Annotated in this window: 7 protein-coding genes and 1 pseudogene; 7 read left to right on the plus strand and 1 reads right to left on the minus strand. The window is 31.1% G+C overall.

Features of this window, described 5'->3' with window-relative positions:
* The first annotated feature begins 250 nt into the window (after positions 1–250).
* Positions 251–2272, plus strand: coding sequence for a Gabija anti-phage system endonuclease GajA (gene gajA / locus ACFVR1_RS17885; protein ID WP_387585976.1), 2022 nt, complete (start codon positions 251–253; stop codon positions 2270–2272).
* A gap of 2 nt (positions 2273–2274) precedes the next feature.
* A complete protein-coding gene (locus ACFVR1_RS17890) occupies positions 2275–4335 on the plus strand; it encodes a UvrD-helicase domain-containing protein (RefSeq protein WP_387585977.1) in 2061 nt (686 codons plus the stop codon).
* A 52-nt stretch (positions 4336–4387) separates the two neighbouring features.
* On the opposite strand, the gene ACFVR1_RS17895 is transcribed toward ACFVR1_RS17890, so the two are convergent.
* The gene (locus ACFVR1_RS17895) at positions 4388–4636 is read right to left on the minus strand and encodes a hypothetical protein (RefSeq protein WP_387585978.1); all 249 of its coding nucleotides are present in this window, start codon (positions 4634–4636) and stop codon (positions 4388–4390) included.
* A gap of 950 nt (positions 4637–5586) precedes the next feature.
* Here ACFVR1_RS17895 and ACFVR1_RS17900 point away from each other — a divergent pair.
* From ACFVR1_RS17900 to ACFVR1_RS17920, 5 genes and pseudogenes are all read left to right on the plus strand, one after another.
* Positions 5587–7110 (plus strand): TIGR02677 family protein, encoded by a 1524-nt coding sequence (locus ACFVR1_RS17900; protein WP_387585980.1) that lies wholly within the window; start codon positions 5587–5589, stop codon positions 7108–7110.
* Complete coding sequence (locus tag ACFVR1_RS17905) at positions 7110–8282, plus strand: TIGR02678 family protein (protein WP_387585981.1); 1173 nt, start codon at positions 7110–7112, stop codon at positions 8280–8282. The genes ACFVR1_RS17900 and ACFVR1_RS17905 overlap by 1 nt, the downstream gene beginning before the upstream one ends.
* Positions 8279–12526 (plus strand): TIGR02680 family protein, encoded by a 4248-nt coding sequence (locus tag ACFVR1_RS17910; protein WP_387585983.1) that lies wholly within the window; start codon positions 8279–8281, stop codon positions 12524–12526. The genes ACFVR1_RS17905 and ACFVR1_RS17910 overlap by 4 nt, the downstream gene beginning before the upstream one ends.
* A complete protein-coding gene (locus ACFVR1_RS17915; RefSeq protein ID WP_387585985.1) occupies positions 12526–13812 on the plus strand; it encodes a DUF2399 domain-containing protein in 1287 nt (428 codons plus the stop codon). The genes ACFVR1_RS17910 and ACFVR1_RS17915 overlap by 1 nt, the downstream gene beginning before the upstream one ends.
* Before the next feature lie 194 nt (positions 13813–14006).
* Positions 14007–15364 (plus strand): annotated as a pseudogene (locus ACFVR1_RS17920) (IS3 family transposase).
* Positions 15365–15439: the final 75 nt, after the last annotated feature.

The following is a 15439-nucleotide window of genomic DNA, read 5'->3' on the forward strand; positions in this document are numbered from 1 at the left end:
GCTATTTTAGATGAGTGACTAGAAGAAAATGATCTACAAATAATATGGTTTAATGATTGGTGATGACTACGAAGTCGTTACCATTTTTTGTTTTTACAAACATTTCATATAATGTATTTATCTTTAAATAATCTCTGGTATAATTTTGGTAGATATCTTATAAGTTGGGTAAAAAGAAAAATTTACATTAACTTGGCTGATCTGAAGAATACGGTTTAATAATTATGTATCCAAAAAATGGGGGGATATTATGTTTTTAAAAAGCTTAACAATCAACAATTTTAGAAAGTTCGGAATAGAAAATAACAAGATAGAATTTGTTGATTCTAAAAGTTATCAAGAGCAAAAAAATAAAAAGGAAATCAATATTGCTCCAACTACAACTTTAATAGTTGGAAAGAATAACTGTGGAAAAACAACCATTATTAAGGCGTTAGATAATCTGATTAATAATAACAAAGATGCTTTTAAATCAAATGATTTTAATTTTTTATACTTGAAAAGGCTATTAGAAGGATCTGGTAAATCAATCGAAACACCATATCTTCAATTTAAAATCGGTATAGGAATTGAAGATAATAGCAATGATTTGATTACGAACCTTGTACCTTTTATGAGATTAGATGATGTAAATAATTCTGAATTGGAAATTAACGTAAAAGTGGAATTAGAAGATGAAGAGGTTTTTATTGCAGGTTTGAAAAAGCTATTTGAGAAGAATCACAATTCAAGTGTACTATTTAGAAAATATTTGGAGTTAATAGATAATTCAAGTTTTAAAATTAACTACTACAATGCTGCCAATGATAAAATACGTGATTTTAACATAAAAAATCTAATTGAATTGAGAGCGATTAAAGCAAATAATATTGAAAGTGAAAAATGCTTATCAAAAGCTTTTAGCAAAATAATTGAATACCGGTATAAGTCATTATTTGGAGAAGAAGTAAATGATATTAGTTTGAAAATAAATGATATAAATGAAGATCTAACTGTGTTAATTAGTGAAAAGCATACAAATAGTATAAACGAGTCTTTGGAAGAAATTGAATCGAATGAAAAACTTAAAGTCCTTTTAAGTGCGGATTTGACATTTCAAAAAATGATGAGTAATTTAATCAAATATGAATATATTGAACGTGATATGAACATACCTGAGAATCAATTTGGGCTTGGATATACCAATTTGATGATGATAATAGCTGATTTAATAGATTATATGGAGAAATACCCAGAAAACTCCTTTAATAGTAAAGTAAATATAATTTCAATTGAAGAGCCTGAAACATTTATGCATCCACAAATGCAGGAGTTATTTATAAAAAATATTAATGAGGCAATAGCTTCTCTACTTAAAAGTAAAAATAAAAACGTAAATAGTCAGTTAATCATAACAACACATTCATCACATATTCTGAATAGTAAAATACATAGTGGTAATACTTTTAATAACATAAATTATGTTACGGTAAAAAATAATTTTACCCATGTAGTTAGTTTAAGTGATGATAATATTATGCCTAGTGAAAGTAATAAAAGAGAAAATGATCTTAAGTTTCTAAAGAAACATATTAAATATAAAGTTTCTGAATTATTTTTTTCGGACGCCATTATTTTTGTTGAAGGTGTAACGGAAGAAACACTTATTAGGTTTTATATCGATAATAATAAAATGTTAAATAAATACTATATATCAATTTTCAATATTGACGGGGCTCATGGGCTAGTTTATCACGAATTAATAAAAGTTCTAAAAGTACCTGCTTTAATAATTACAGATTTAGATATAAAAAGAAATGACAAAGAAAAAGACGATTTTAAACAAATATCTGACATAAAAAATAGGTTAACAACTAATGAAACAATAAAAAAATATAATGGTTCTAATGAGCTGGGAGAAATAAATGCTGTAAAATTTGAAATAAATAACATGTTTATTACATTTCAAGATAAAATTGAAGATTATTATGCAACAAGTTTTGAAGAAGCATTTATCTTAACTAATTTTAAAAATGAATTACTAAATACTGTATTAGGAAAAATGAAACCGAATATCTATGAAGAAATTGTAGGTAAGGATATAAATCTAAATAGTATCAAGGAAAATTCGTACAAGCTTCAAAGAAAATTATCAAATAATAAAAGTGATTTTGCCAATGAACTGCTCTTCAATTATATTACTATAGCTGAAGGTTTAGAAATTCCCAACTTGCCGATATATATTGAAGAAGGGCTTACATGGTTATCTAGTAAATTAAAGGGGGAAGAATAATAATGAGTTTATCAATAATTTCCCCAACTATTAGAGAAAAAGAACAAGAGTCACTAAATACAATCTTTAACTCCATCAATAAAAGTGAAAGTATAATTTTTAACTCTGGTGCTGGTGCTGGAAAAACCTATTCACTTATTGAAAGCTTGAAATATGTAGTAAGAAACTATGGGGTACATTTAAAAAAACATAGTCAAAAGATCGTTTGTATTACATATACAAACGTTGCCACTAACGAAGTAAAAGATAGGCTAGGTAACACAGATTTAGTTTTAGTCTCAACAATCCATGAGAGAATATGGGGACTTATTAAAGATTATCAAAAAGAATTGGTCGAGATTCATAAAGAAAAGTTACAAGAAGAAATTTCAAGTTTAAATCACAAATTAAAAACTGGTAAGGACTATTTATCTTTTCAAGAATTAGACCATGACCAAAAGATATATTTTAAGAACATAATAATTGATAATAAGGAATTGTTTTTTGAAAATTATAATACTAAAGCAGCTGATTTAAGAGAAGCATTTAAAACACTCTTAAATCATTACCCAAATTTATTAAAAAACATAAGTCATTTTAAAAAAATCATAAATACAATATATAACGTAGAGAAGTTGAGTAAATGTTATGAGAGTATTTCTCTAAATAAAAATGGTTATAAAAACGTGGAATATAATTCGATTTATAATATAGACCGACTCCATAAAATGCAAATTAGCCATGATACTTTGCTAGATTATGGTCTAAGAATTATTGAAAAATATGATGTATTGAAGCAAATTATAATTGATAAATACCCCTTTGTTTTTATTGATGAATATCAGGATACCAATGAAAAAATTGTATTAATAATGAGTCATTTAGAGAAATATTCTAATAAAATTGGTCATAAAATTTTTATAGGTTATTTTGGAGATACTGCTCAAAATATATATGAGGAGGGTGTAGGGAGTAAAATAACTGAAGTTCACTCGGATTTAAAACCAATTAATAAAGAGTTTAATAGAAGGTCAACAAAAGAAGTAATAACAGTTATTAATAAAATTAGGAATGATGAAATAGAACAAGTATCAATTTACGATGATTGTGAAGGTGGAGGGGTAAAATTTTATAAAGGCACTCCAAATGATATTCAGGATTTTATAGATACGTACATCCATGAATGGAAAGTAAATCAAAAAAATAAACTACATTGTTTAGTTTTAACAAATAAGATTGTTGCTGAATATAGTGGATTCAAAAACATATATGAAGTATTTAAAGAGACTGATAAATATAAAGGTATCAATTATAACCTACTCAATACTGAACTTTTAAGTAATGATTTTTCTAAGCTAGGTGAAATCCCTAAGTTATTATTTAATATTGTGAGACTTTACAATAATCTTGCGAATAAAATGACTCCAGTTATTAATATATCGCCAAAATTAAGCTTATTTGATGACATGAAATTAGAAGATTTAAGGAAACTAATTAATACATTAAAACAAATCAAAGGGAAAACACTTGGTCAATATATAGAAGCTATCTCAACTGTCTATACTGAAAGCAATGAAGGAGATTATAAAAAAATAATTGATTGGACTTTTGGATTTGAAAATATCAAAGGTGAATTTTTTATAACCCACCTTATAGAAAAGCTATTTAATAATAGATCGGATGATGATATCGATCGTGCAAATAATATTGTAAAAGAATTACTGGGAATAAACATGAATGAATTTGAGAAGTGGTATAAATTTATTGAAGATAAACAAGAGGAGAAGGTTATCTATCATACTTTTCACGGCACAAAAGGTCGGGAATTTGATAATGTGATAATTATTATGGGAAATTCGTTTGGAAGAGATCGAGATTATTTTAATTTCTTTTTTCAAAACTTGGAATCAGACCAATTAGAGGGTAAAGACAAACAAAAATTTGAAAAAATTAAAAATTTGCTATATGTTTCATGCTCAAGAGCTATAAAGAATTTAAGAGTTTTATATATTGATGAATTAAACTACTTTGAAAGTGGAATAAAGGAAGTATTTGGGAGAATTTATTCGTATAGTAGGAAGTAAATTTTTTAAAGTAACTATAATATCTCTTTTAATGTTTCTTTAATTAATTGTATTACGTTATAAGCAATCTCTCTAAGTCAGGTGCATTAGCATAATCATGGTAAGGATGACGTGTTGGTTTTTGAATTTTGATTTTAGAATTTAACGATTTGGTAATCATTTCATTGCTCTTAAATACTGTTTGGTGATGGTGTTCATTTATTTCATATACAATTTTTTTTACACTACCAGTTTTCTTATCAAATTCAATTAGTATAACATTAAATATTTGACCGAAAATTTTTATTTTTGGTTGTTTCATTATTTCACCCCTTTCAAAAATAACATTAATAAATAGTTTTATTTACAATATTTACAAAATATTCCTTGAAGAATTAATAATCAAACCTAATATAACAATATTACGGATATCTTTGATTTATTCCTTTATTATTAGCTTTTATATATGAGCAGATTGATGGGGTAAAACATCTTGGTGATAAGTGTTTACAAAAGTATATAGTCTTAATCATTAAGTAATGTGTTAATTACCACTTAATTAATTATAAATAACAAATTCTTCTATTGAGATGATTATCATAGAACAATCTTGTAAGAAAAATTGGATCAGCCATTGATTTTTCTTTCATCTACTCACTAATTGAACCACTGACTCCAAATAAAAAAAAAACTGACCAATATAACGTTTTCGAAGGTTATTAGAAAAGTTGTAAAACAAGATTTTTACCTATTACTTTTGAATTAGAGAATAATCAGTATATTTTACTGCGAATTTCAAAGTAGTATTTGGAAAGGATTCAAAACAGATGCTCGGTTCTTAGTCAACCGAGCATTTTAAACAAACCTACCGACACCTCTTATGTTGCCACAATCACTCTACATAGGTAGAAATCTGTATAACTTCCGGATAGACTTTTCATAATATTCAGTTCGCAAAAAAACACCTATAATTAGGTACCTTTATCAACCCCACTCTGTGTCAACAACATTCATGTTAATTCAAATAAACGTGAATGTTGTTATTTTCATGTTTGTTTCTAACACAGGGAACAAAAAAATAATTAAATAATTTTCTTAAAAGATTTGGTTAGTTAATGACCATGTCTTTTTTTAAAATTAGGAGGATATGAACGTAATGAAGAAGAATATTGTGGTGATGCTGTATTTTGATAAAGAATTAATTGGAATGACACTTATACCTACAATCCTTCACAAAGAAACAGATGCTGTTAGACTGAAAGGGGAATACTAATGGAGAATTATCAGTTTGATGTTGTCAAGTCATTCAAATACTTAACAGAACCGAATGCATATATTTACCGAGCAATTATGAAGTTTTTATATGATAAACACAGACAATTTGAAACCTTTGGTGCGACTTTGAAAGATATTCATCAGATGTTGTTAGCATACAAAGTGGTGGCAGAAGATTTTTCACTTTCTCGTGTAGAAGAGTCTATGAAGGCATTAGAGAACTGGGAAGCGATTCGCTCTCATCAAAGCCAAGAAAAAGGGTTGAGTTTGGAGGAACGGAAGAAAAAAAGATTTATTTACAGAATTACAGATGTGGGTGTAGAGATAGAAAATCTATTATCTCGTTTAGTAGAACTAGAGGAAACTATGATTATCAGTATGGACAGCCGTAAATTCATTAAATTATATAGGCACTTAGAAATATTTAAAGACTACGAACCAATTTTTCCTAATGAAACGGTCATTGAAGTATGGAAAAATGTGTTCGATGTACATAATGACCTGGTTAAAAATGCTGCTTGGTATTTGAGTCAAATTCAAGAAGCAGAAAAGACAAATCTATTTAACACGGAACTCTTTTTAGAGTTCAAGAATAATTTTATTCAATACTTAGGAACGTATATAACAGAATTAAATAAAAACAAATACAAAATAATTCGCTTACTAGAATCTGTTTCAGATGAACACATCATAAGATATATTGATAAAATAATCGAATTCAATCGTCCATTAAGTATTTTTAGAGAAGATGTTTCGGAAGAGAGAATGAAATTTAATTATCAAAATATGTGGGTCAAATTAAAAGATTGGTACTTGTATAAAGGAGATACCATGAGCGAAGTAGAAAGATTAAGCAATAAGACAAATGAAGCAATAAGCATGATTGTTTCTTATGCAAATCGTTTGACGGATACTATGACTAATTCTCAAAGTAAGTTAGATGATTATCGATCTGCAGCTGCTCGTTTCAAAGACTGTTCAACGGTAAAGGATGCACATAAGTTGTTCGCCTCTATCTTTGGTGCTGCTCATTCTCGTTCTATTTACGCAAAGGACATGTTGGACATAGTTGAAGATGGAAACTTTACAAGTGTTGAAGAAGTGTGGGGTACTTCATCTACTCCATTAGAAATACCCAACATGAGTAACCGAGGACCAAAAGGGACGACGAAACAAAGAACGATGAATGATAATAAAGCAAAACAACGAGAACAATTACTCGAAAAAATGAAAGAGCGAAAAGAAGAACAAGATAAACTTGCGAAACTGATTAAAGACGGAAAAATAATTTTCTCGGAACTAGACGTGTTAGAACCTTATCAACGAAAAGTAATCTTGAAATGGTTATCTCGATCTCCTGATTTAAGAAAAACAAACAACAAAAAAAGTATTCCTTTCCGAACAGAAACAGGTCTATTGTTCCGAGTACAAAAACGGTCGGAGAACAAAATACAAGTAACTTGTACAGATGGTACACTTACGAGCCCGGATATTGAAATTATTTTCGAGGGAGAACTGTGATGGATAATCTTAAAGATAACTTAATTCCGGATGCGGTCGAATTATTAATGGAGAACTTTATGGTCCAACGAAAAAATAATCCAGATGTGTTTCGAGAATTAATTCGAAACGAAAAAGCTATACGCATATTCATGATTAAAAACTTTGGATATCAATTAAAATTGGATTCAGAAACTGCAAAATTAGAAAAAAAACCGTACTTTGCACGACCATGGATGGGTATTGAAACTTTTACGAATGAACTCGATTATGTATTTTTAATGGCAACTCTTGCTTTGTTGGAAAAAAGAATAGTAGACGAAGAGTTCACAATAAGTGATTTAATTATAGAAATAAGTATCTTTCTGACAGGTATTTATGAAACGGAATGGAAAGTTAAACATCAACGGGAAAGTTTAATTCGGGCTTTAGTATATGCGCAGGATATGGAACTAATAAAAGTGATGGATGGAAATATATCTGATTTTGTGAACTCAGAAGCAGGGGATGTATTGTATGTGGTGACGCCGCTCATTCGGTACATGTTTCGCAATTTTTCTAAATCACTGGCTTCGTTTGAATCCGAGGAAGAAATATTACATGATGGCGTAAATCAAGAAAATGTTCGCCATTCCCTATTTAGAAAATTATATTTTGAAGCAGTCGTGTTTATGAGTGAATTATCAGAGGAAGAAATCAAGTTTATCGAAGAAGAAGAAAACTACGAAGACGTAAAAAAAACTATTGAACAGTATACGAATTTTGAATTAGAAAGGAACTACCAGTCGATTTATTTTGTGCAAAAGGAAAGAAAAAGAACACTTAAACAGCATCCAAGTTTTAAACATCTCTCGTATCTTGTTTGTCAGATATCAAATACGCTTCTGAAAGAAGCAGAAAAAGAACTTTCCATTGAGTTATTGGTACTGAAGAATAGTAAATTTGAAGATATTTTAAAAAAAGCGTGGACTGAATATTCTCTAGGGTGGTCAAAAGCGAACCGAGAAATGCCATTTTACAAATTGAAAAAAAAGGTGATTGATTATGCCGTAGAATGGAAATTAGCTCAATATGATGAAGATACAATGGAGTTAACGATATACCCTGCGTTTGTTCGAACCGTGGGAGAGTATGATCGCGATTTAAGAGAATACATTGATGAATTTAATTTTAAGGAGGGGAGAGGTATATGAACTTTCAAGATAGAAGCAGTAGATGGGTTCCAGATAAAGTAGGATTCGTGAATTTTTGGGTGTACGTTAATGAAGAGTTTCCGTTTGGAAGTGGAAAAATATTATTTAGGGGAAGAAATGGCCATGGGAAGTCTGTATCTATGCAATCCATTGTGCCAATGTTGTTAGATGGAGATATAAGTCCTGCTCGAATAGATTCTTTTGGTTCAAAGAAAAAGAAAATAATAGATTACCTAAAAGTGGATGATGAAGTAGAAAAAGGAAGAATTGCATATGTCTATATTACTTATAAAAAAGATGAAACAAATGAAGTAATCACAACAGGCATTGGTTTAAGAGCAGTAAATGAAACAAAAGTGGATTTTTGGGGATTTGTTATTAAAGGGTTGGAAATTAATAATGGCTTCAATTTAACGAAAAGTGCCGGATATAATACTCTAGGAAGAGAAGAGTTTGTTACGATTTCCAAGGATGAATTAATGAAAAAAATAGAAGAATTAGGTTGCGGAAAAGTTTTGGATTCTGCAAAAGAATATGCTGACGAAGTGAACAAGCATATCTTTAAATATGGGGAGAATGCACAGTTGCGAGAACTTACAAACTTATTAATTCAAGTACGCTCTCCCAAGTTATCGAAAGATGTATCGCCAAAAAACTTGCATGAAGCACTTAGAAATTCTTTAGGGGAATTGCCGGCAACATCCTTTTCGATGATTTCCAACACTATTAAAGATATAGATGATAGAAACAGAAAAGTCGAAAAAACAGAAACTGATTTGGCGTTAGCGGAAGGACTTTCAAGAGAATATGGTACTTATTTACTTAATACATTAGGTAATACAGCATATCGTTATCTAGAAGCTTCTGAGGAAAAACAAAATGCTTCTAGGAGATTAAAAAAGAAAGATATAGAGTTATTGGAATTGATAGCTGACGTGGCGAGATTGAACGAAGAATTGAATGACGTGGATATCGAGCTTTATACGAAAAGGACACAATTAGATTTAATGGAATCTTCAGAAATTCGAGGGTTTCGAAACGAAAGAGACAAAAAACAAGAAGAAAAGTCAGACAAAGAAGAAGAACTAGTAAACAAAACTAATCAGAGGGAGGTACTAGAGGATAATATTCTCAATTTAAAATACCAAATCAATCAATTGGAATTAAAATGCTATGAAATTGAAAAAGAGACAAGTGAATTGGTTCGTGATAGTAAAGATATCGCAGAAGAAGTACAATTTCGAGAACATGATTCCTATCAATTGCTTCTGAACGAAAACTTACTACACTACGAAATGGATAAAACTTATTTCGAATCATGGAACAAAAGAATTAAAGACCATTCGAAGAAATTAAATAATGTTTTATATGCTTTGAAGGAAGAACAACGTATACAGGAATTGCTAAAAAACAAAAAAGAAGAAATTCGAGAAGTGGAGTCGGGTATCGAAGAAGAAACTAAAATTATTAAGGAATTAGAAAAAGACTCAGAATTCGAAAAAAACGAATATAGATTAAGACTCTCAAGTTGGAATGGGGGTAATCAAGAACTCCATTTAGAAGAAGAAAACATAGCTGAAATTGTATACACAGTTGAAAATTTATTTGACTTTGAAGACATGAAACCAGCTAAAATTGAACAAGAAATGACCGTCATAAAAGATGCATTATTGGAAAAAATGAACGAAAAAATATACGAAATTCGAGCGAGTGTTAAAAGTATAGAAGAGAAATTAATAGAATTAAAAGAAAAAAAGGAGGAATTAGAAAAACAAGTAGAAGTGCAGCCATCTTTCCGTCGTTTAAGTACGATATTGGAGCGGCAGCATTTAAAAGCCATTGGGGTTCCATTTGTTAGTTTTTATGAAACTATTGAATTTAAAGAAGAAGTTGTAGAAGAAAGCAAAGAACGAATAGAATCTGCTCTTATTGATATGGGTATCTTGGATAGTTTAATTGTTCCAAAAGAGTTTATTGAGATGGTTGGAATGAATGATTCTGTTTTTGTACCTACTGCTATTCAACCAAAAGGAAATACACTGGCATCTGTTGTAAAAGTAATTGTTCCAGAAAACAATGCAGTAAACGAAGAAGACATTCTAGCTGTTTTAACAAACATTTCTTTAGAGAAAGTAGAAACCGAAACATATGTCACGGTAGCGGGAGAATACCGTCATGGATTAGTAAAAGGTATTGCGGTATTAAATGAACAAACATCTTTCATTGGGGAAGAAGCTAGAAGAAGACACAGGGAAAGTATAATACAGGAATTCGTTAATCAGTTGGATGAATTAGCAAAAACACTAAATATCCTTCGAAAAGCAAAAGCGGAATTAGAAAATAGAAAGATACTGTTACTCTTAGAATTTAATGGTCGTCCTTCATTAGATGAAATGGTCCGTTTACATGAGAAGATGAATCGTGTTCTTTATCGAAAAGAGGAACTAGAGAAAAAGAAAGATAAATTATTTATTGCACACGATGATTTAACCACAACGTATAGCCAAAAACGCATTGCTCGAGCAGAAGTAAGTGTTTTTTTAGATGGTGTAAAGGATATAGATACCATAGAAAATATGTTGGATGTAGTAGAAAGTGAATACCTGGAAAAAGTCCAACGTCTAACTAATCTGATGCATCAATTTGAAAGCAAGAAAAATCAATACGAAAACAACCAAGATAACCTAACTAATACAGAAGATATAGCGAATGAGTTACAAGGTGAGATAAATAGCTTAACTTCACAAATCAAGACACTTACGGTGAATATCGATGGCATTAATAAGATATTAAAAGAAATGAATGCGGAAGAAAAAGAAAAAGAAATAGAAGAAACAAGAAGTAGAATTAAAGAGCTTGATAAAATACGGGATTACAAAATAAAAGAGATTCCTACCGTGGAAGCGAAACTGGGAAGAGTCAAAGAGGACGTTTCCAAATTTACAAATGAAATGGCATTCACGGAAGAATATTTTGAGGTTCGAAAAGAAATGTTCAATTTAGACCTTCGACTGAAAGGAATAGAAACAACATCTAACTTGGACGAACTGGCTGCTAAATATGCAAATGAAAAAGTAAATGTCATAGAAGCTTTACAACAAATGCATGATGTGGTTTCAGATATCCGTGCAATTGGACTAGAAGACTATGCGTTAACAAGTCAAGATGTAAGTTCTGGGAATGCTTCAATAAAAGTAAATGATTATCCACACAAAAAAGACAAGATTGAAATAATCTACAATGAAAAGAAAAGGAAAAACATAAGTTTGTTTGTGCAAGGCTCCAAAATGAACCCAACTGAATTTTTCGATTACCTAAAAGAGTTAAAAGTGCAACAAGACGCTTATTTAAAAGAAGAAGAAGCAGAATTAATTAAAAATGTAATGATTCAAGGTGTTGGAGAAAAAATTCGCAAATTGGTTGAAAAAGCAACTGTTTGGAAAGATGATATAAATAGGTTTATGAAACAATTAAATAGCTCGGTAGAAATTCGCTTAATGTGGAGCCCGATAGAAGAAAAAGATACTTCTTATTCTTTATCTACAAAAAAATTAGTAGACTTATTAGGTCGTGACTTTGACACATTGAAAGAAATCGATGTAGACGCATTAAGTAAGCATTTCATGACGAAAATTAATATTGCTAAAGAAAAATTAAACAGTAATCAAACAGAAGAGGAAGTGAGAAATCTAGAAGAAGCATTGAGGCAAGTACTTGATTATCGTGATTGGTACAAATTTAAAATTATGTACAAGCTAGAAGGTGAAGACGAAAAAGAATTGACTCCTACACGTATGAATTTGTTAAGCGGTGGAGAAAAAGCGATGGCTATTTATATTCCTTTATTCTCCGCAGCATATTCGAAATATAGTACTGCTGCACCTGATGCACCTTACCTTATCGCACTGGATGAGGCATTTGCTGGGGTGGATGAAGACAATATTTCAGAAATGTTTGGGCTGATGGAACAATTAGGATTTGATTATATTTTAACATCACAAGCGCTTTGGGGGGATTATCCAACCGTCTCGAATATTAATATATTTGAATTAAACTTTGACAAAGTAGCACGCTTTGTAAGTGCAGAGCCTTGGAAGTGGGATGGGAAAAAAATGACATTAAATGAAGAAATCTTATCTTCCAAAGGTTTATATCTGGACGAGAATGATGAGTTCATGGAAGAAATTACTCATGATGAACTTCAATTTGAGTTTGTGTTCGACTCTATAAGGAGTGAGGAATAATGAATGAAAAAATAAAGAAAGAAGCTATGGATTACTTTGGGAATAAGTCATTTTTACGCCTTTTCTTTCTTATTAAAGGAAAGATTGAAAGCAGAGAGAAAGTTAGTGGAACAGTTAAGATGACGCCAACGTTTGAAGAAAGAAGTATGATTCGGAACTGGCTCGGTGGAAATATGGATTCACAAATAATAACTATATCATTAAGCAAATTCGAGAAAAGGTTAAAGGAATCCAAATTTGAAGACATTAGTTTGTGGGAATTGGTTGAATTGATTACAGGTTCTTCGATTATTTTGAAAAAAGAAAGGATGGTGAAAGAGGAAACACAAAAAAACACGTATTTTGATTCTTTGTTGGATACATATAAACATCCACATGCCCAAGTTTTGATAAAGAAGATTCAACAAAAGGAAAAAGGCTCCGCAGGTTTTATTTCTACTTATAATGCAAGAGATTACGAAACTATTGAGTTAATATTAAAAGCGATTTCAGAACTACCTGATGAAGGAAAGTTTGAACGTCTACCTGTATTCGCTGAACGAATAACTGGGGACCCTCATTATTTTGATACCCATAAAAAAATATACCAGGCACTTGAAGTACTATTCAGCGAAAAGGAACAACGGACCTACCGTAGTAAATTGAATTCGGAAGAAGAAGTGAATCTTTTATCCTTGGTGGGTCTTGCAAAAGATGATTTGCATAGTTTTGTTACGTGCTACGGGTTAAGAGCTTTTCGAGATGGAAAAGAATTACAACAATGGCACTGGGCAAATAAAGAAAGGAATGCACAAAATATCCCTCTTCGTTCTTTACAGTCTATTGACCAAGTGAAACCAGAAAAAGGGAACAAGGTGTTTGTATTAGAAAATAGTGGGGTGTATTCAAGCGTATTAGATGAACTGAAAGAAGTCTATCCTGTCGTGTGCACACATGGAAATTTTAAATTATCTGGGTTATTAATGTTAGATAAACTAGTTCAAGATGGAGCAGAGTTGTATTATTCTGGCGATTTGGATGTAACTGGGGTATTAATGGCAAATAGTTTGAAAAACAGGTACGGAAATATGATGCATTTTTGGAGAATGGGAAGAGAAGAATACCTTCGTTGTGTTTCACAAGTCTACTTACCCGCTACATCTATGGAGAGATTAAATTCTGTAGTAGAGAGTGAACTAAAAGAAGTAATAGGCGAAATGCAAAAGCAAAAGAAGGCTGGTTATCAAGAACCGTTAATTGAGTTATATTTATCAGACATTAAAAGTTCAAATCAAGTAGAAGCATAGGAAATAAAATTAATTAACTTCCTTGAGTTAGAAAAATTCATGGTAATTCAAACACATGTGAATAATGTAATTTTCACGTGTGTTACTTACACAGGGAACAAATTTAATGAAGATATAAAAGCCACGATTACCGAAGATGGATTGAACTGCCCCGTAAATGTTAGACACTAATCTGACATTTACGGGGGTTTTTTATGGCTAAATTTACAGCCAAAAAAGAATACAAATTGTATTACGATATTAAAATGGTAACGAATCTATGAAGGAGATCTTGCGAGAGACACAGGTAAATAGAAATATTGTGAGTGGATGGATTCGCCTTTACGAACAACACGGTATCGAAGCTTTTCTAAAAACCTATACAAGCTATTCATCACAGTTTAAAATGGATGTACTTAATTATATGAACGAAACGGTTACATCCTCTTATGACGCAGCTGCTATTTTTAATATTTCATCTCCTGGGATGATTCGAAATTGGCGAAAAAAGTTTGAACAAGGTGGAACTGATGCCCTAGAACAAAAGAAAAAGGGGGGTCCTTCCATGAAAAAAGAAACCAAATTGAATACAAAAAAACATCTCCAGTTGAAGGGTCTATGGAAGCTCTACGTGCTGAGAATGAACGTTTACGCATGGAGATTGCCTATCTAAAAAAGTTGAACACTTTAGTTCACGAACAGGAAAAATTACAAATAAAATCAAAGCGCAAGTAATTTTTGAACTAAAGGCAGAATTTGATGTAGTGGAATTAGTTAAAGTCGCTGACATTCCACGTAGTACGTACAATTACTGGGAAAAACGTTTACAGTGTGTAGATAAATACACAAAGGTAAAAGAAGCGATTGAAGCCATTTACCATGAACATAAAGCGCGTTATGGCTATCGTCGCATTGCCAAAGAATTAGAGAAAAAGAGCATTCATCATGATCCGAAAACAATTAATCATTAATGAATGAGATGGGAATAAAATGCGAAGTACGAATGAAAAAGTACCGTTCTTATCGTGGAAAAGTAGGTAAAATAGCGCCTAATTTACTAAATCGTGATTTCCATGCAGACAAGATGAATGAAAAATGGGTAACCGATGTCACGGAGTTCCATTTATTCGGTGAGAAACGTTATTTATCACCTGTTTTAGATTTATGTAATGGAGAAATCATTGCTTACAAGGTAATGAGCCGTCCAGTTTACCAACTTGTAGGTGACATGTTAAACGAAGCGATTGGAAGATTAAATTTAGGAAATGAACTCATTCTACATTCCGACCAAGGCTGGCATTATCAAATGAAGAATTATCAAAAGATGCTCAAGCAACACAATATAAAACAAAGTATGTCCCGTAAGGGTAATTGTTTAGATAACGCAGTCATTGAGAGCTTCTTTGGCTTATTAAAGTCGGAACTACTGTATCTACAAGAGTATGAGAGTATGGAACATTTTGAACGTGAACTACATGAATATATCGAATACTATAACCACAAGCTTATGAAGGCAAAATTAAAAGACCTAAGTCCAGTAGAATACCGAACTCAGGTCTTAGAAGCTGCCTAACCTATTTGTCTAACTTTATTGGGTCAGATCAGATTTCGGTGATTGTGGCTATTTGGTTGAGTAAAATTTTTTAAC

This window comes from Psychrobacillus sp. NPDC058041 (genome assembly GCF_042885655.1).
Lineage (GTDB): Bacteria > Bacillota > Bacilli > Bacillales_A > Planococcaceae > Psychrobacillus.

What these genes read in the sequence shown, in the direction of transcription:
- ACFVR1_RS17900 (WP_387585980.1), top strand. Translation starts at nt 5,587, where the DNA reads ATGGAGAATTATCAGTTTGATGTTGTCAAGTCATTCAAATACTTAACA.
- ACFVR1_RS17910 (WP_387585983.1), top strand. Translation starts at nt 8,279, where the DNA reads ATGAACTTTCAAGATAGAAGCAGTAGATGGGTTCCAGATAAAGTAGGA.
- ACFVR1_RS17915 (WP_387585985.1), top strand. Translation starts at nt 12,526, where the DNA reads ATGAATGAAAAAATAAAGAAAGAAGCTATGGATTACTTTGGGAATAAG.
- ACFVR1_RS17890 (WP_387585977.1), top strand. Translation starts at nt 2,275, where the DNA reads ATGAGTTTATCAATAATTTCCCCAACTATTAGAGAAAAAGAACAAGAG.
- ACFVR1_RS17895 (WP_387585978.1), bottom strand. Translation starts at nt 4,636, where the DNA reads ATGAAACAACCAAAAATAAAAATTTTCGGTCAAATATTTAATGTTATA.
- ACFVR1_RS17905 (WP_387585981.1), top strand. Translation starts at nt 7,110, where the DNA reads ATGGATAATCTTAAAGATAACTTAATTCCGGATGCGGTCGAATTATTA.
- gajA (WP_387585976.1), top strand. Translation starts at nt 251, where the DNA reads ATGTTTTTAAAAAGCTTAACAATCAACAATTTTAGAAAGTTCGGAATA.